The 16,924-nt window shown below is 65.8% G+C and carries 16 protein-coding genes; 10 read left to right on the forward strand and 6 right to left on the reverse strand.

Features of this window, described 5'->3' with window-relative positions:
• Nucleotide 1 precedes the first annotated feature (1 nt).
• From ACFQU1_RS21240 to ACFQU1_RS21250, 3 genes are read right to left on the reverse strand one after another with little or no spacing between them, the layout of a single operon-like run.
• Nucleotides 2–823, reverse strand: coding sequence for an enoyl-CoA hydratase family protein (locus ACFQU1_RS21240; protein WP_378136413.1), 822 nt, complete (start codon nucleotides 821–823; stop codon nucleotides 2–4).
• Nucleotides 820–1,332, reverse strand: coding sequence for a MarR family winged helix-turn-helix transcriptional regulator (locus ACFQU1_RS21245; protein WP_378136415.1), 513 nt, complete (start codon nucleotides 1,330–1,332; stop codon nucleotides 820–822). Before ACFQU1_RS21245 ends, ACFQU1_RS21240 begins: the two co-directional genes overlap by 4 nt.
• 2 nt (nucleotides 1,333–1,334) lie before the next feature.
• The gene (locus ACFQU1_RS21250) at nucleotides 1,335–2,072 is read right to left on the reverse strand and encodes an SDR family NAD(P)-dependent oxidoreductase (RefSeq protein WP_378136418.1); all 738 of its coding nucleotides are present in this window, start codon (nucleotides 2,070–2,072) and stop codon (nucleotides 1,335–1,337) included.
• Between the two features lie 190 nt (nucleotides 2,073–2,262).
• Between ACFQU1_RS21250 and putA the strand changes: the two genes are divergently transcribed.
• The 9 genes from putA to ACFQU1_RS21295 all read left to right on the forward strand — a co-directional run bounded on the left by putA (nucleotide 2,263) and on the right by ACFQU1_RS21295 (nucleotide 13,000).
• The gene (gene putA / locus ACFQU1_RS21255; RefSeq protein ID WP_378136420.1) at nucleotides 2,263–6,132 is read left to right on the forward strand and encodes a trifunctional transcriptional regulator/proline dehydrogenase/L-glutamate gamma-semialdehyde dehydrogenase; all 3,870 of its coding nucleotides are present in this window, start codon (nucleotides 2,263–2,265) and stop codon (nucleotides 6,130–6,132) included.
• 126 nt (nucleotides 6,133–6,258) lie between these two features.
• The gene (locus ACFQU1_RS21260; RefSeq protein ID WP_378136422.1) at nucleotides 6,259–7,047 is read left to right on the forward strand and encodes an LOG family protein; all 789 of its coding nucleotides are present in this window, start codon (nucleotides 6,259–6,261) and stop codon (nucleotides 7,045–7,047) included.
• A 118-nt stretch (nucleotides 7,048–7,165) separates the two neighbouring features.
• On the forward strand, nucleotides 7,166–7,774 hold the full coding sequence (locus tag ACFQU1_RS21265) for a Dps family protein (protein ID WP_378136424.1): 609 nt from the start codon (nucleotides 7,166–7,168) through the stop codon (nucleotides 7,772–7,774).
• Nucleotides 7,775–7,909: 135 nt separating this feature from the next.
• Nucleotides 7,910–8,956, forward strand: a complete 1,047-nt coding sequence (locus ACFQU1_RS21270) for an LLM class flavin-dependent oxidoreductase (protein WP_378136426.1) — start codon at nucleotides 7,910–7,912, stop codon at nucleotides 8,954–8,956.
• Nucleotides 8,953–9,621 (forward strand): sulfite oxidase-like oxidoreductase, encoded by a 669-nt coding sequence (locus ACFQU1_RS21275; protein WP_378136428.1) that lies wholly within the window; start codon nucleotides 8,953–8,955, stop codon nucleotides 9,619–9,621. Before ACFQU1_RS21270 ends, ACFQU1_RS21275 begins: the two co-directional genes overlap by 4 nt.
• A gap of 429 nt (nucleotides 9,622–10,050) precedes the next feature.
• Nucleotides 10,051–10,827 (forward strand): transporter substrate-binding domain-containing protein, encoded by a 777-nt coding sequence (locus ACFQU1_RS21280; protein WP_378136430.1) that lies wholly within the window; start codon nucleotides 10,051–10,053, stop codon nucleotides 10,825–10,827.
• 85 nt (nucleotides 10,828–10,912) lie between these two features.
• Nucleotides 10,913–11,581 carry an amino acid ABC transporter permease gene (locus tag ACFQU1_RS21285; protein WP_378136432.1) on the forward strand — a complete coding sequence of 223 codons (669 nt, stop codon included), beginning with the start codon at nucleotides 10,913–10,915 and terminating at the stop codon, nucleotides 11,579–11,581.
• A 4-nt stretch (nucleotides 11,582–11,585) separates the two neighbouring features.
• Nucleotides 11,586–12,260, forward strand: coding sequence for an amino acid ABC transporter permease (locus ACFQU1_RS21290; RefSeq protein WP_378136435.1), 675 nt, complete (start codon nucleotides 11,586–11,588; stop codon nucleotides 12,258–12,260).
• Nucleotides 12,257–13,000: an amino acid ABC transporter ATP-binding protein gene (locus tag ACFQU1_RS21295; protein ID WP_378136438.1), complete on the forward strand. Its 744-nt coding sequence runs from the start codon at nucleotides 12,257–12,259 to the stop codon at nucleotides 12,998–13,000. Before ACFQU1_RS21290 ends, ACFQU1_RS21295 begins: the two co-directional genes overlap by 4 nt.
• Before the next feature lie 53 nt (nucleotides 13,001–13,053).
• Here ACFQU1_RS21295 and ACFQU1_RS21300 read toward each other — a convergent pair whose 3' ends face one another.
• Nucleotides 13,054–14,082, reverse strand: coding sequence for an aldo/keto reductase (locus ACFQU1_RS21300; protein WP_378136440.1), 1,029 nt, complete (start codon nucleotides 14,080–14,082; stop codon nucleotides 13,054–13,056).
• 320 nt (nucleotides 14,083–14,402) lie between these two features.
• Here ACFQU1_RS21300 and ACFQU1_RS21305 point away from each other — a divergent pair, with 320 nt between their 5' ends.
• The gene (locus ACFQU1_RS21305; RefSeq protein ID WP_378136442.1) at nucleotides 14,403–15,212 is read left to right on the forward strand and encodes a lysozyme inhibitor LprI family protein; all 810 of its coding nucleotides are present in this window, start codon (nucleotides 14,403–14,405) and stop codon (nucleotides 15,210–15,212) included.
• 3 nt (nucleotides 15,213–15,215) lie between these two features.
• On the opposite strand, the gene uxuA is transcribed toward ACFQU1_RS21305, so the two are convergent.
• Nucleotides 15,216–16,451 carry a mannonate dehydratase gene (uxuA, locus tag ACFQU1_RS21310; RefSeq protein ID WP_378136444.1) on the reverse strand — a complete coding sequence of 412 codons (1,236 nt, stop codon included), beginning with the start codon at nucleotides 16,449–16,451 and terminating at the stop codon, nucleotides 15,216–15,218.
• A 119-nt stretch (nucleotides 16,452–16,570) separates the two neighbouring features.
• Nucleotides 16,571–16,741 carry a DUF1127 domain-containing protein gene (locus tag ACFQU1_RS21315; protein WP_378136446.1) on the reverse strand — a complete coding sequence of 57 codons (171 nt, stop codon included), beginning with the start codon at nucleotides 16,739–16,741 and terminating at the stop codon, nucleotides 16,571–16,573.
• Nucleotides 16,742–16,924: the final 183 nt, after the last annotated feature.

A 16,924-nucleotide genomic window follows, 5' to 3' on the forward strand; every position in this document is an offset into this window, starting at 1 on the left:
CTCAATTGCCCTGGAATATCGGCTTTTCCTTCGCCGCGAAGGCGCGATAGGCCCGGGCGAAATCCTCCGTCTTCATGCAGAGCGCTTGGGCGACCGCCTCGGCCTCGATGGCGTCGTCCACACTCATCGCCCATTCCATATGAAGCATGCGCTTCGTCATGGCATTGGCGAAGGTGGGGCCGGCGGCGAGCTGGGCTGCGAGCCCCGCGGCGTCCGCGAGCAGGCCGTCCCGGGCGACGATGCGGCTGAAGAAGCCCCAGCGCTCGCCTTCCTCCGCCGTCATCGCCCGCCCGGTGAAGAGAAGTTCGCTCGCCCGACCCTGGCCGATGATGCGCGGCAGGATGGCGCAAGCGCCCATGTCGCAACCGGCGAGCCCGACGCGGTTGAAGAGAAAGGCGACCTTGGCCTCGGGCGAGGCGAGGCGCAGGTCCGAGGCCATGGCGATGATGGCGCCGGCGCCGGCGCAGACGCCGTCGACAGCGGCGATGATCGGCTGCGGGCAGGCCCGCATGGCCTTCACGAGATCGCCGGTCATTTCTGTGAAGCGCAGCAGCTCGACCGTCGACATGCCGACGAGCGGCCCGATGATCTCGTGCACATCGCCGCCGGACGAGAAATTGCCGCCGGCGCCGCTGACGACGAAGGCCTTCACGCTCTCGTCCGTACGCGCCGCGCGGAAGATGCCGGTCAGCTCCGCATAGGATTCGAAGGTCAGCGGGTTTTTGCGCTCTGGCCGGTTCAGGGTGAGATGGGCGACGCTGTCCGCCACATCGAACAGCAGATGCCGTGCCGCATAGGCGGCGAGGGGGCCTGTGACGGTCATTGCTTGTCTCCCCGTTCGATCCCGTCCCTCACGGATGCCTTGAGCTTGGCGAGAAGCCTCATCAGGCCGTCTATATCGGCGGGGGTCAGCCCCTCGAACATCAGGCCGATCCACTCGCCGTGTTCCTCCGCCATCTCCTTGAAGGCGGCGCGCCCGGCCGGCGTCATGCGCACGATCTGTGTGCGCCGGTCCTGCGGAGCGGCGGTGCGGGTGATATGGCCGCTGTCGAGCAACCGCTCGACGATCGCCGTCACATTGCCGGCCGAGACCATCAGTCGCTTGGAGACTTCGCCGAGCACCAGCCCATCCTCGGCCTTGTCGAGCTGGGCGAGCAGGTCGAAGCGCGGCAGCGTGAAATCGAAGCGCTCACGCAGGCGGCTGCGGATCTCCGTTTCGATCAAGTTCGAGCAGGTGAGGAGCCGGAGCCACAATCGCAGTTCCGCCCGGTGGTCGGCGGGCGCCTCGGCGACCTTGGTTTCGGCGTCGATCCACGCTTCGGCGTCCGCCATGCTCACAATTCTCCTCCCGCGACGACGATGGCCTGGCCTGTGACCGCCGCCGCACCCTCGCCGGTGAGCCAGAGCACGGCGTCCGCCACCTCCTGCGGCCTGATCAGCCGGCCGAGCGGGTTCGACCGCTCGAAATGGGCGCGCGCCTCCACCTCCGAGCGTCCCGTCTTGGCGACGATGCCGCGCACGCTCTCGGCGACGAGATCGGTGTCGGTATAGCCCGGGCAGACGGCGTTCACCGTCACCCCGCTTTTTGCCACTTCGAGCGCGACCGAGCGCGTCAGCCCGACGAGGGCATGTTTGGCGGCCGCATAGGCCGAAGCATAGGCATAGCCCTTGAGCCCCGCGGTGGAGGCGACATTGATCACGCGCCCGAAGCCGCGCTCGATCATGCCGGGCAGGGCCGAGCGCATGGCCTCCGCCGCACTCTCCACATTGAGCGCCAGCATGCGCCGCAGCAGATCGCGGTCGCTCTTGAGAAAGGCCGCGGTGGCCGCACCACCGGCATTATTGACGAGGATATCGAATGGGCGTGCGCCAATAAAGGCCGACAGGGCGTTCGCGTCGGTGACGTCGATGGCTTCGGCTTCGACGGCGACTCCGTCCCGCAGCGCCTCGCCCAGGGGCCCCGGATCGCGGCCGAGGATGGTCACCCCATGCCCGGCATGGGTCAGCGTAGCCGCAATGGCCCGGCCTATTCCCCGGCTGCCGCCGGTCACAAGCGCGCGCAGAGCGGCCATGGCACTTTCATCGTCTGAGCCGTCGCAGGGTGCCGGATAGTAAGCGGGCCAGCAGTGGCTCGCAAGAACGTTTTAAGCTCAAAATATTTCGCTGCGGTCTTGCTGAAGCTGGCGCAAACCTGGTTGCGCCCCATATCATGAAAAGGTATCACCGACCCGAATCTTAGGTGCAACCGGCGGGGCAGCTGGCATGAGCGCGACGACCATCGGCGTGAAAGTGAACGACGAGCTCAAGGCACGGCTCAAAGCAGCTGCCGAGGCGATCGGGCGCTCGCCCCATTGGCTCGTCAAGCAGTCGCTCGTCGCCGCAATCGAGCGCATCGAGCGCGGCGAGACGCGCGACCTTGTGCCGGACGGGCCGCTGGCGGTCGATGTGGTCGAGAATGCCGACGAACCCGAGCCTCGGCCCTTCATCGCCTTCGCGCAATCGGTGCAGCCGCAGAGCGTGCTGCGCGCCGCCATCACCGCGGCCTATCGCCGGCCGGAACAGGAATGCCTGCCGGCGCTCATCGCCGGCGCGAGCCTGCCGGCGTCCGCGAAGGAGAAGGTCCGCGCCCGGGCGCGGGATCTGGTCCTGGCCCTGCGCGCCAAGAACGGCGGCGGCGGCGTCAAGGCGCTGATCAACGAATATTCCCTGTCGAGCCAGGAGGGCGTCGCCCTCATGTGCCTCGCCGAGGCGCTGCTGCGTATTCCCGACCGGCCGACGCGCGATGCGCTGATCCGCGACAAGATCGCGGCGGGCGACTGGCAGACCCATGTCGGCCATAGCCCGTCGCTCTTCGTTAATGCGGCGACCTGGGGCCTCGTCGTCACCGGTAAGCTGACGGCGACGACGAGCGAGAGCGGCCTGTCGAACGCGCTGACGCGCCTCATCGGCCGCGGCGGCGAGCCCCTGGTCCGCGCCGGCGTCGACATCGCCATGCGGATGATGGGCGAGCAATTCGTCACCGGCCAGACGATCGCCGAGGCGCTCGCCAACAGCCGCGCGATGGAAGCCAAAGGCTTCCGCTATTCCTACGACATGCTCGGCGAGGCGGCGACAACGGCCGCCGATGCCGCCCGCTATTATGCCGATTACGAGCAGGCCATCCGGGCCATCGGTAAGGCCGCGAACCGCCGCGGCATCTATGAGGGACCGGGCATCTCCATCAAGCTCTCGGCGCTTCATCCGCGCTACGGCCGCGCCCAGGCCGAGCGCGTCATGAGCGAGCTCCTGCCGCGCCTGAAGGCGCTCGCGGTGCTGGCACGCGAGCACGATATCGGCCTCAATATCGACGCCGAGGAAGCCGACCGGCTCGAGCTCTCGCTCGATCTCCTCGAAGCGCTCTGCTTCGACCCCGATCTCGCCGGCTGGAACGGCATCGGCTTCGTCGTCCAGGCCTATCAGAAGCGCTGCCCCTTCGTGATCGACTATCTTGTCGATCTCGCCCGCCGCAGCCGCCGCCGCCTGATGGTTCGCCTCGTCAAGGGCGCCTATTGGGATTCGGAGATCAAGGCGGCGCAGGTCAATGGGCTCGAAGGCTTCCCCGTCTTCACCCGCAAGGTGCACACGGACGTCTCCTATCTCGCCTGCGCCCGCAAGCTTCTGGCCGCGCCGGAGGCGGTTTTCCCGCAATTTGCGACCCACAATGCCCAGACCGTCGCCGCGATCATGGCCATGGCCGGCGAGAACTATTACGCTGGGCAATACGAATTCCAGTGCCTGCACGGCATGGGCGAGCCGCTGTACGAGGAGGTGGTCGGGCCGCAAAAGCTCAATCGACCTTGCCGCATCTACGCCCCGGTCGGCACGCACGAGACGCTGCTCGCCTATCTTGTCCGCCGGCTCCTCGAGAACGGCGCCAATACGTCCTTCGTCCATCGCATTGCCGACCCCGCCGTTCCGGTCGAGGAGCTGATCGCCGATCCCGTCGAGGTGGCGAGCGCCATCGAGCCCTTGGGCGCCCCGCATCCCAAGATCGCCCTGCCGCGCGAGCTCTACGGCAATCGGCCGAATTCGGCCGGCCTCGATCTCTCCAACGAGCAGCGGCTCGCCTCGCTGTCGGCCGCGCTCTTGGCGAGTGCCGAGACGGAGTGGACCGCCCGGCCGATGCTCACTGAAGGCGAGGGGGAGGGGACCTCCCGGGCCGTGCTCAATCCCGCCGATCATCGGGACCGCGTCGGCACGGTGATCGAGGCCGACCCCGAAACCGTAGCGCACGCCTGTGCGGCAGCCGCCTCTGCTGCACCCATCTGGGAGGCGACGCGCGCCGAAGAGCGCGCCGCGGCGCTCGAACGCGCCGCCGACCTCATGGAGAGCCGCATGCCCGTGCTCATTGGCGTGATGGTTCGCGAGGCCGGCAAGTCCTTCACCAATGCCATCGCCGAGGTGCGCGAGGCGGTCGATTTCCTGCGCTATTACGGCAGCGAGGCGCGGCGCCTGCTCGATGACCGCCACCGCCCTCTCGGGCCGGTTGCCTGCATCAGCCCGTGGAATTTCCCGCTGGCGATCTTCACCGGCCAGGTGGCGGCGGCGCTCGCCGCCGGCAATCCGGTGCTCGCCAAACCCGCCGAGGAGACGCCGCTGATCGCCGCCGAGGCGGTCAGGATCCTGCGCGCCGCCGGTGTGCCGCATGCGGCATTGCAGCTCCTGCCCGGCGACGGCAAGGTCGGCGCCGCCCTCGTCGGCGATGCCCATATCCGCGGCGTCATGTTCACGGGCTCGACCGAGGTTGCGCGGCTCATCCAGCGCGTGCTCGCCGAGCGGCTCCTGCCGGACGGGCGGCCGATCCCGCTCATCGCCGAGACCGGCGGCCAGAACGCGATGATCGTCGATTCCTCCGCCCTCGCCGAGCAGGTCGTGCTCGACGTGCTGCAATCGGCCTTCGACAGCGCCGGCCAGCGCTGCTCGGCGCTACGCATCCTCTGCCTGCAGGAGGACGTCGCCGAGCGCACGCTCACCATGCTCAAGGGGGCCCTGCGCGAGCTCGCCATCGGCAATCCTGACAGGCTCTCGACGGATGTCGGCCCGGTGATCACGGCGGAGGCACGCGACAATCTTCGCGCCCATATCGAGGTGATGCGCGCCCGCGGCCATCGCGTCGAGGAGGCGCCACTGCCGGAGGAGACAAAGCACGGCACCTTCGTTCCGCCAACCATCATCGAGATCGCAGAGGTTTCCGATGTCGAGAGGGAAGTCTTCGGCCCGGTGCTGCATGTGCTGCGCTACCGCCGCGCCAAGCTCGACCGGTTGATCGCCGACATCAACGCGACCGACTACGGCCTCACCTTCGGACTGCACACGCGCATCGACGAGACGATCGCACGTGTGACGAGCCGCATCGAGGTGGGCAATATTTACGTCAATCGCAACGTCATCGGCGCCGTCGTCGGCGTGCAGCCTTTTGGCGGCCGCGGCCTCTCCGGCACCGGGCCGAAGGCGGGCGGGCCGCTTTACCTGACACGGCTGCTCGCGGTGCGGCCGGAGGCCCGGCCTCTCGAGGCCAAACCCTCCGAGCAGGCGATCGCGCCCGCCCGTGCCTTTCGCGATTGGCTCGCGAGCCATGGCCGCGCGGCCGAGGCGGAGCGGGTCTCGGCCTATCTGGCACAGTCGACCGTGGGCGGCACGACCGAACTCACCGGCCCCGTCGGCGAACGCAATGTCTATACGGTGAGGCCACGCGGCCGCGTCGCCGCACTCGCGCAAACCGAAGCCGGGCTCCTCATCCAAGTCGGCGCGATCCTCGCCACCGGCAATTCGGCGATCCTGCCGAAGGGCGCGCAAACGGCCGCTTTCAAGGGCCTGCCCGAAACGGTTGCCAGGCATATCGAGACGGTCGAGGATTGGGCCGCCGGCCCGCTCGCTGCTGTGCTCTTCGAGGGCGATAGCGACGCCCTGCGCGAGATCAACCGCAAGCTCGCGACCCTGCCGGGCCCGGTTGTCGCGCTACAGGGGGCTTCCACCGCCGGGCTCGCCTCGGGCAGCGAGGACTATTGCCTCGATTGGCTCATCGAGGAACTCGCGATCAGCACCAACACCGCTGCTGCCGGTGGCAATGCCAGCCTGATGAGTGTCGGATGAGCCAAGACAACCAACACAAACAAGACAATCGGGACGCTTTGCCGCTCTGGAATGATCGAATGCGGGCATGATCCGTTAGGTCGATAAGGATAAACTTGTTCGACCTCACAACCACGCCCGAAGAACATGACCGACACGCCACCGCCTAACGACGCGCAAATCAAATCACCCTCCTATCGCATTGCCGCGCTCGACCAGGACTTTCTGCTCGGCGATTCCATGCGCGGCGTGCGCTTCCTGCTGGAATATGCCAAGGCCGAACAGGCGCTGCGCGCCTGGAGCGTGAATTCCACGATCGTCGTCTTCGGCAGCGCGCGGGTGCACGAAAACGGCCCCGGCCGGCACGCCTATTGGTATGAGCAGGCGAGGGCCTTCGCCCGGCTCGCCTCCGAGCGCGGCGGAGCGCTGAAGCCGCACGGCAATATCCGCGACAATGTCATCGCGACTGGCGGCGGGCCAGGGATCATGGAGGCCGCCAATCGCGGCGCGGCGGAGGCCGGTGCGCCCTCCATCGGCTTCAACATCACCCTGCCGCACGAGCAGGAGCCCAATGCCTATTCCACGCCGGATCTCACCTTCCGCTTCCATTATTTCGCGATGCGCAAGATGCATCTCGCCATGCGCGCTAATGCGCTCGTCGTCTTTCCCGGCGGCTTCGGCACGCTCGACGAGCTCTTCGAGATCCTGACCCTGCGGCAGACCCAAAAGGCGCCGCTGGTGCCGACCGTGCTCTTCGACAGAGGCTATTGGGAATCGGTCATCAATTTCGATGCCATGCAGGCAGCGGGAACGATTTCCCCGCAGGACCGTGAGCTCTTCGGCTTTGCCGACGACGCGGAGGAAGCCTGGGCGACGCTCCTGGAACATGGCCTCGCCGTGGCGACGGCCACGCGCCCCTCCGACGATCTCAGTTGACGTTGCCGGGCTGGTCGCGGGCGAGGCCTGTGCTAAGTATTCGCAGGAGGCGGGGGCCTTGCGCTCATCGTCGGACCTGTAGACCGTTCCGCCAGACAACATCGTGAGGAGTTGATCCATGGCCAGGGCATCCGCCAAATCCGTCGCCAAGCCAGCCGCAAAGACCCCAACCAAGTCACCCGAGAAGGCGGCTGCGCCTGCCGCAGCCAAGCCGAGCCGGGGAACGGCGGGCGCGCTCGACACGCCGACCGATCTGTCGCAAGGCGCAATCGCCGCAGTATCGGAGGCCCTGAACGGCGTCTTGGCCGATGCCTTCGCGCTTTATCTCAAGACCAAGAACTTCCACTGGCACGTCAGCGGCCCGCATTTCCGCGATTATCATCTCATGTTCGAAGAGCAGGCGGCCGAGATCATCGGCGTGACCGACGAAGTTGCCGAGCGCGTGCGCAAGATCGGCGGCACGACGCTGCGCTCCATCGGCCATATCGGCAAGCTGCAGCATATTGCCGACAACGACGCGCCCTTCGTCTCGGCGGCCGACATGCTGCGCGAGCTCATCGCCGACAATAAGGCGATGGTCACGTCGTTGCGCGCCGCCCATGACGTTGCCGACGAGCATGACGACGTCGCTACCGAGAGCCTCCTTGAGAACATCATCGATGCGACCGAAAAGCGCGTCTGGTTCCTCTTCGAGGCGAGCAGGGGCGCTGACAGCACCGGCCACTGACGGTCGCAGAGCGCGGCTTGCACCGCAGGCATGGAGGGGAGGCGCCCTGCGCAGTTGCGCGATGAGGGGCGCCGTCCCATCTGCCTAGATCGAGATCGGCTCCAGCCGATCTCCGTCCGCGCCCAGGAGACCGATATGCCGAATTTTTCCGTCCTCGATCTCGCCCCCGTTTCCGAGGGCGCGACACCTGCCGATGCACTGCACAATTCGCTCGACCTCGCTCAGCATGCCGAACGCTGGGGCTATCGGCGGTTCTGGGTGGCCGAACATCACAATATGATCGGCATCGCGAGCGCGGCGACGGCGGTGGTCATCGGTTATATCGCCGGCGGCACCAAGACGATCCGCATCGGCTCCGGCGGCATCATGCTGCCGAACCACTCGCCCTTGGTGATCGCCGAGCAGTTCGGCACGCTCGAATCGCTTTATCCCGGCCGCATCGATCTCGGCCTCGGGCGCGCGCCGGGCACGGACCAGCGCACCGTGCGGGCGCTGCGGCGCGATCCCGCGGCAGCCGACACCTTTCCGCAGGACGTGCTGGAGCTGCAGGCGTTGCTCGGGCCGCTGCAGCCGGGCCAGGTGGTGCGGGCGGTGCCCGGCACCGGGCTCGATGTGCCCTTGTGGATTTTGGGCTCCAGCCTCTTCGGCGCGCAGCTCGCCGCGATGCTCGGGCTTCCCTACGGCTTCGCCTCGCATTTCGCCCCTGAGGCGCTGATGGACGCGCTCGCCGTCTATCGCGAGCGGTTCGAGCCCTCGGCGCAGCTCGACAAGCCCTATGCCATGGTCGGCGCCAATGTCTTCGCCGCCGAGACCGATGCCGAGGCGCGGCGGCTCTTCACCTCTGCCCAGCAGCGTTTCACCGATATGTTCCGCGGCACCCGCGGGCTCCTGCCGCCACCCATCGACGATATCGAGACCTATTGGACGCCGGCGGAAAAGGTGCAGGCCTCGCGCATGCTCGCCTGTTCCTTCGTCGGCTCGCCGGAGACGATCCGCCAGGGCCTCGAGCGCTTCCTCGCGGAAACGCAGGCCGATGAGGTCATGGTCTCGGCGATGATCTACGACCACCAGGCGCGGCTCAGGTCCTACGAGATCCTTGCGGATGTCACCAAGCAGTTGCAAACAACGGCGCAAGCGGGCGGCAGGGGGCCGGGCGCGGCAGCGGCGGGAACGACGGCATGAATGACGAGAGCGATCGGATCCTGCCCGAAACGAAACTGACCACCACCAAGCAGCGCTGGGCACGCGAGGGCAAGTTCCTGACCGGCCGCGTCACACGGCCGGAATCCGAGCGCCTGCCGCCCGGCCAGCATCTCGTGAAGGACTGGCCGGTGCTCGACCTCGGCATCCAGCCGACGGTCGCGCGCGAGACCTGGCGCCTCGACGTGACCGGCGCGATCGACAATCCCGTCAGCTGGGACTGGAAGGCCTTCATGGACCAGCCGCAGACGCGGGAGGTGACCGACATCCACTGCGTCACCACCTGGTCGCGCTACGACAACGGCTGGGAGGGCGTACTCACGCGCGATCTGCTCGCCCTGGTCGAGCCGAAGGCCGACGTCCACTTCGTCATGCTGCACAGCTTCGACGGCTACACGACCAACCTGCCGCTGGAAGATTTCGCCGCCGAGGATGCGATCCTCGCCCATAGCTGGAACGGCGCGCCCCTGCCGCGAGAGCACGGCGGGCCGATGCGGCTCGTCGTGCCGCATCTCTATTTCTGGAAGAGCGCCAAATGGCTGAAGCGTATCGACTTCAGGCCCGCCGACCAGCGCGGCTTCTGGGAAGAGCGCGGCTATCATGATCGCGGCGACCCCTGGACCGAAGAGCGCTATTCGCAGGACTGAAGGCAGGGTGCTGCTTCAGGGCTGACATGCTTCGCTGAGCTCCTTCCCCTCCGCGGGGAAGGACGGGGCATGTCATCACCCGGCCTGCGACGGCCACCGATCGCTTGTCGCGACGGTGCGCCAGATAGCGCACGCCGCCCCACCATCTTCGCCAACGGCAACCGGCCCGAGCCGCGCAACCTCCAGGTCGCGGCTATCGGCATTGCTGCATCCACAGCGCCAATATCAATATCATAGTATCTATTGACATTCCGTCGATCCGCCGGCTCAATACTGTTGCATAAGCCAGAAACGAGCTTCGCTGCGCCCGGCGTGATCACCGGAATGCGCCCAAGACCTGCCGTGTGGCAGTCGACTTCAGAATAACGGCCCGTTCAAAGCGGCCGATCGAGGGAGGAAAATCGAATGTTTCTCAGAACCATATCCGCCGTGGCGGCGGCGCTGTTGCTGTCGGTCTGCATGGCTGCCGGGGTACAGGCCGGTGAGGTGCTCAACCGGGTGATTTCGAGCGGAAAGCTCCGCGTCGCGGTGATGGGCAGCCTGCCGCCCTACACCAACATGAAACCCGACGGCGAGATGGAGGGCTATGACATTGATCTTGCCAGGAAATTCGCCGAGGCCCTGAAGGTGACACCGGAATTCGTTGTCGTGGATAGCGCCGGCCGCGTCGCAGCCCTGCAGACCGGCAAGGCGGACGTGACGATTTCCGGTTTTGCCCGCAACGTACAGCGCTCGCTGACGATCGCCTTCTCCGATCCTTATCTCATCGTGCCCGGCCGCATTCTCGTAAAAACCGAAAGCCCGCTGCAGAAGGTCGAGGATGTCAACGATCCCAAATACAAGCTGTCGCTCAACCGCGGCGGGAACTCGGAACCGATCATCGCGGCGAAGTTCCCGAACGTGCAGCGCATGCGTTTCAATACTAATGCCGACGGCCTCAATGCGCTCATGTCCGGCCAGGTCGACGCCATGGCTCAGGATGCCTTCTACCATGCCGAGCAGATCGCGAAGCATCCGGGTCAGCTGCGCATGTTGGATGGCAGCTATTCCCGCCAAGAAGATGCGATCGGCGTGCCGGCCGGCGATCCGGACTGGCTCCGCGTCGTCAATTTATGGTTGGAACAACTGAACGCCACCGGTGAGAACAAGGAACTGTTCAAGAAGTGGTTCGGCTTCGATCCTCCGAAGATCAACGCCGACTTCTGAACGCACGGCGGACAGCTGGCATCGCGACGCCGCTGTCCGCCGATCTCTGCGGCCGCGCCTGCGCAGTCATCCCAGATCGGCATCCATGAACTCGTATAACTTCAGCCTCAGGGCCATCGTGCCCTATTTGGGCGACCTGAAGATCGCGGTGGTCGGCACCATCACCATGTCGCTCGCGACGATCGTCGTCAGCCTCGTGCTCGGTCTCTTCTTCGCAATTCTGCGGCAGAGCCGGTCTCGTCCGCTGCGCTTTCTGGCGACGAGCTATGTCGAGTTCTTCCGCAATACGCCGTTGCTGGTGGTTCTTTACTTCGCCTATTTCATGATGCCGGTGGTCGGGCTGCGGATGTCGCCCTTCCAGTCGGGCCTCGTCGGGATGTCGCTGCATTTCGGCGCCTATATGACCGAGATCCTGCGCGCCGGGCTGATCGCCGTGCCCCATGGCCAATATGAGGCCGGTCATTCGCAGGCCATGACCAATATGCAGATCCTGCGTCACGTGGTGCTGCCGCAGGTCTTTCGCACGATCTATGCGCCGCTCGGCAACCAGCTGATCAATGTCATCCTCGGCTCGTCCCTGACCTCGGCCATTGCGGTGAACGAGATCGCGTCCTGGATGCAGACCGCCGGTTCCGACACCTTCCGCTATTTCGAGACCTTCCTGGTGGCGGCGATCGTCTATGCGGTGTTGTGCCAGACCATCAATATCGCGCGCATCTATGCTGGTCGCGCCCTGTTTCCGGACAATCGGTGACCGCATGTACAGTCTGATGGACTATATGCCTTCCGTTTTTCGGGCGCTCGGATTGACGATCTGGTTGAGCTGGCTATCGCTCATCATCGGCGCTTTCGGCGGGCTGCTCTTAGCCTTGATGAGAACCTCGAATGTCCGCGTACTGCGCCTGATCGCGCTGTTGTATACGGAGTTCTTCCGCTCGGTCCCCATCCTAATCGTGCTGTTCTTCTTCTTCTACGGGGCGCCGCTCGCCTTCGACATCAATCTGTCGGCCTTCGCGGCGGCGACTGCGGCGCTCTCCGCCCATGCCAGTGCGCTGATGTCGGAAGTCATTCGCGCCGGCATCGAAAGCGTGGGCCGCGGCCAGTGGGAAGCAGCTCATTCGAGCGGCCTGACCAATGCCCAAGTGATGCGTCATGTGGTCGGCCCGCAGGCGATGCAGGTCATCCTCCCACCCTCGGTGAATATCTACATCATGATCCTCAAGGAATCGTCGATCGCCTCGATCATCGGCTATGTCGAGCTCACCGCGACCGGCCTGTTGATCCGCGAAGCGCATGGCGGCGGATTCGCTATCCTCGGCATCGTCGCGCTTCTCTATTTCATCGTCTGCTACGCGATTTCGCTCGCCGGCGGTCTGCTCGAGCGCAGGATGAAAGTCTCCGGAACCGGCTTGCAAATGGACGGCCTCACATGACCGCCGCGCCCATCCTCACGATCAAGAGCCTGGTCAAGCGGTTTGGCACCCGCACCATCATCGACGGCATCTCGATGGATGTCCTCCCCCAAGAGATCGTCTGCCTCGTCGGCCCGAGCGGTACCGGCAAATCGACGCTTTTACGTTGCGTCAACGGGCTCGAGGACATCGAGGGCGGCGAGATCCGCTTCGAGGATCGGCTGGTTCGCGCGCGCGCCAAGGACATCATCACCACACGCAAGCGCGTCGGCATGATCTTCCAGCAGTTCAACCTGTACCCGCATCTGACGGCTCTGCAGAATGTTATGCTGGCCCCGATCGTGGTCCATCGCGAGCCGCGCAAGCGCGTCGAGGAGCGCGCGCGCCAGCTGCTCGCGCGCGTGCGGCTGTCGCACCGCATCGATGCCTATCCCTCCCGGTTGTCCGGCGGCGAGCAGCAGCGCGTGGCGATCGCCCGTGCGCTCGCCACCAATCCGCAGATGCTGATGTTCGATGAGCCGACCTCGGCGCTCGATCCGGAGACTGTCGGCGAGGTCCTGGCGGTGATGCGCGACCTCGCCCAGGAGGGCCGTACGATGCTCGTCGTCACGCACGAGATGCGCTTCGCCGCCGACGTCGGCACGCGCATGGTGTTCATGGACCAGGGCAAGATCGTCGAGGAGGGGCCACCGCGAGAGCTGCTGGCCCGGCCCAAGACCGAACGGGCCCAGCGCTTTCTGCAGACGATACACGGCGCCTGATGAGCGCGTCGTCCCCTCTCCCAGCGAGGAGAGGGGATGCAAAACGCTACCCGTCACCCGACCGGGAACGGGTTGCGCTCGGGGAAGCCGCGCTGATGCCAATAGGGATAGGCCGGCTCGCGCCAGCTCGCCGCATCGAGCTTGGCGACCTGCTCGGGTGTCAGGTTCCAGCCGACCGCGCCGAGATTCTGCCGCAGCTGCTCCTCGTTGCGCGCGCCGATGATGACCGACGAGACGGTCGGGCGCTGCAGGAGCCAGTTGAGCGCAACCTGCGGCACCGTCTTGCCGGTTTCGGCGGCAACTGCGTCGAGCGCGTCGACCACCTTGTAGAGGTATTCCTCCTCGACCTGCGGGCCGCGATCGGCGGTCTTCGGCAGGCGGCTGTCGGCCGGCAACGGCTGGCCGCGGCGGATCTTGCCGGTAAGGCGCGCCCAACCCAGCGGGCTCCAGACGACCGCGCCTACGCCTTGGTCGACCCCGAGCGGCATCAGCTCCCATTCGTAGTCGCGGCCGACGAGCGAGTAATAGGCCTGATGCGCCACATAGCGCGGCAGATTGTAGCGGTCGGCGACGGCGAGCGATTTCATGAGATGCCAGCCGGAAAAGTTCGAGCAGCCGACATAACGAATCTTCCCGGCCCGGACGAAGTCGTCGAGCGTCGATAGAACCTCCTCGACCGGCGTGTAGGCATCGAAGCCGTGCAGCTGGAAAAGATCGATGTGATCGGTCTGCAGGCGCTTCAGCGAGCCGTTGATCGCTTCCGTCAGGTGAAAGCGCGAGGAGCCGACATCATTGGGACCTTCGCCGGTGCGAAAGGTCGCCTTGGTCGAAATCAGCACCTGGTTGCGGCGGCCCTTGATGGCCTCGCCGAGAACCTCTTCGGCACCGCCGCCGGAATAGGCATCGGCGCTGTCGAACATCGTGAGCCCCGCATCGAGGCAGATGTCGATGAGGCGGCTTGCCTCCTTCACATCTGTTGCCCCCCAGGCGGCGAAAAACTCTCCGCGGCCGCCGAAGGTGCCGGTGCCCAAACTCAAGACGGGAACTTTGAATCCGGAGTTGCCGAGACGCCTGTATTCCATCGTCCACTCCTCGTCATGCGCGGTTCGCGCCGGAAAAGCCGTTGCAGCTGAAACCGTTGCGGCGGCTCAGCTTCAGGTCGGTGCCGACCGAACATAGGCCGTTGATCGGCACGGAAAAGAGCGGCATTTGCAAGGCTCGTCCCACCGTAGCGCAGAGCGCCTCCCGCCGCTCGTCGAGCAGCGTTCACCTTGTCGCGCGGGGCTTGTTGTTGTCCAATGGAAGGGCAGGCGTGAACCGAGCATAAACGGCAGCGCGGCAGTTGACGTTGAATTGAGCCGGACCCGGGCAGGGACAAGGCCTTAGCAAAGGACCTCAACGAATGACGCGTTGGCTCTTTCTCGTCTCGGCGATTCTCGGCTTTACCGCGAGCGGCGCGGGAAGTTCCGCCCAGGCCGCCAGTTTCGACTGCGCAAAGGCGAAGGCGGCGGACGAGATTGCCGTCTGCAAGCTGCCGGAACTGTCGGAGCTCGATACCAAAATGGCGGCGCTCTGGTTCGCCTACAGCAAGTTTCCCTTCCTCATGGGCGCCAACGGCGCCCGCCAGGACGAGGCCGACGCCTTTCTCCGTCAGCGTTCCGCCTGCGGCAACGAGGTCGCCTGTCTCAAACGGGTTTATCAGGCCCGCATCAGCCAGCTCGAGGACGGCATCACGCGGGCCATGAACGATGTGCGTCGGCAGAGCGGATCCGTCGGACCGGGCTCCCTGCTTCCGGCCGGCATCGAGGCGCGGGTCGCCGACTACGGCGACCAGTGCCGCAAGCTCGGCGGCACGATGACCGGCTCGAACCAGCCCCTCATGCTGTCGGGCGACATCGACCGGGACGGCAAGCCGGACTATGTCCTCAATCCGATCAATCTTCGATGCAGTGCCGCCGCCACCGCCTTCTGCGGCAACGGCGGCTGCCAGATCAGCATCGCGCTGTCGAGCAACGAATACACGAAGCCGGTGACCGCCCTCGGCGGCGAGCCGACGCTGGCGCAGCGCCCGAGCGGCACGGAGCTCGACCTGTGGGTGGACCGGCTCAATTGCAAATCGGCCGATTTCAAGCAGGCCTGCTGGGCGACCTATGCCTGGAAGGATGGCAAGCTGAGCGAGAGCTATAGCGCGCGGCCGATCTCCGCGAACTGAGCCTCAGGCCGCCGGCGTTGCCGTGCCGGCAATGCCGTATGTCGCATGTTCGATGGCCCGGCTGACGCCACGCAGCTCCGCCAGGCCCTTCAGGCGCCCGATCGTCGGATAGCCGGGTTGCGCCTGCCGCTTGAGATCGTCGAGGATGTCCTGGCCGTGGTCCGGGCGCATGGGGATCTGCCGGTCGCGGCGGCCCTCCGCCTTGCGGCGGTTCTCTTCCCGCACGATCTCGGCGATGAGCGCGACCATATCGGTGTCGCCCCCGAGATGCTCGGCCTCGTAGAATGAGCCCGCCACACTGGTGCCGTCGCGCTTCACATTGCGCAGATGCAGGAAATGCACGCGCGGACCGAGCCGGCGCATCATGCCGGGCAGATCATTGTCCGGCCGCGCGCCGAGCGAGCCGGAGCAGAGCGTCACGCCATTGGCCGGGCTGTCCACCGCTGCGAGGATCTGCCGGTAGTCGTCTTCCGTGGACATGATGCGCGGCAGGCCGAGAAGATCGAACGGCGGATCGTCCGGATGGCAGCACAGCCGCAGGCCGAGCTTATCCGCCACAGGCACGACTTCCGAGAGGAAGTCGATGAAATGCCGGCGCAGCTTCTCCCGCGAGATACCCGCATAGGCGGCTAGATGGTCGCGCACGTCCTCGATGGTCAGGCTCTCGGTCGATCCCGGCAGGCCCATGGTGACGTTGCGGGCGAGCCTCTTCTTGGCATCGTCACTGAGGCCCGCATGGCGCCGCGCAGCCTCCTCGACCACCTCCGGCGCATAATCGGCCGCCGCCCCCGGCCGAGCCAGGATGTGGATGTCAAAGGCCGCGAAATCGTTGATGTCGAAACGCATGCAGGTGCCGCCGTGGGGCAAGCGCCAGCTCAGATCGGTGCGCGTCCAGTCGAGCACCGGCATGAAATTGTAGCAGATGACCTCGATGCCGGCTGCCGCGAGGTTTTCGAGGCTCGTTTTGTAATTGGCGATATGCGCGCGCCAGTCCCCGACCTGCTTCTTGATGTCCTCGGAGACGGGCAGGCTTTCCACCACGTCCCAGGCGATGCCGGAGGGCGAGCCGTCCTGCCGCTGCGCCACCTGCTTCTGGCGGGCGGCGATGTCTTCCGGCGACCACACGATGCCGTTCGGCACATGGTGCAGGGCGGTGACGATCCCTTGCGCACCCGCCTGCAGGATGTCGTCGATGCTGGCCAGATCCTTCGGCCCAAACCAGCGCCATGTCTCACGCATCGGTACTCTCGCGCAGATATATGCCCAGAATGAGCCTGCGGCAGGCGCCGCCGGGCTCGTCAGGCAGGAACACCATGATGCCGATCAGCGCAAGAACCGTGACGAGAAAAAAGCCGCAGCTAGCCGGTGGTCTGGGTTTCAGTCATACGGTCCCGCACGAAGTCGCGCAGCTGCCGACGACGCAGCCCGAGATCATGGAGTTCATGATCGGTCAACGCCTGAAGCTGACGAAGATGGCGGCGGTAGCTTCTCCATCGCGACCATTTGGCCAGAATATAGGCAGCAATCAACGCGGAGCCTCCGTAAGGTCATGTCTCCGGGTGGCGTAGGCGCTGGATATGAAAGGGATATGACAGCGCGAGCCGTGCCGGCCTCTCGTGCCAAGCACAGGCCGTGCCACTTTGCCCCAGGCGTCGGCGGCAGGGACAGCGGCTCGTGCAATAGCCTTGGGCCGCATCGCTTGCGTTCGCCGC

This window comes from Chelatococcus sp. GCM10030263 (assembly GCF_042666455.1).
Classification (GTDB): domain Bacteria; phylum Pseudomonadota; class Alphaproteobacteria; order Rhizobiales; family Beijerinckiaceae; genus Chelatococcus.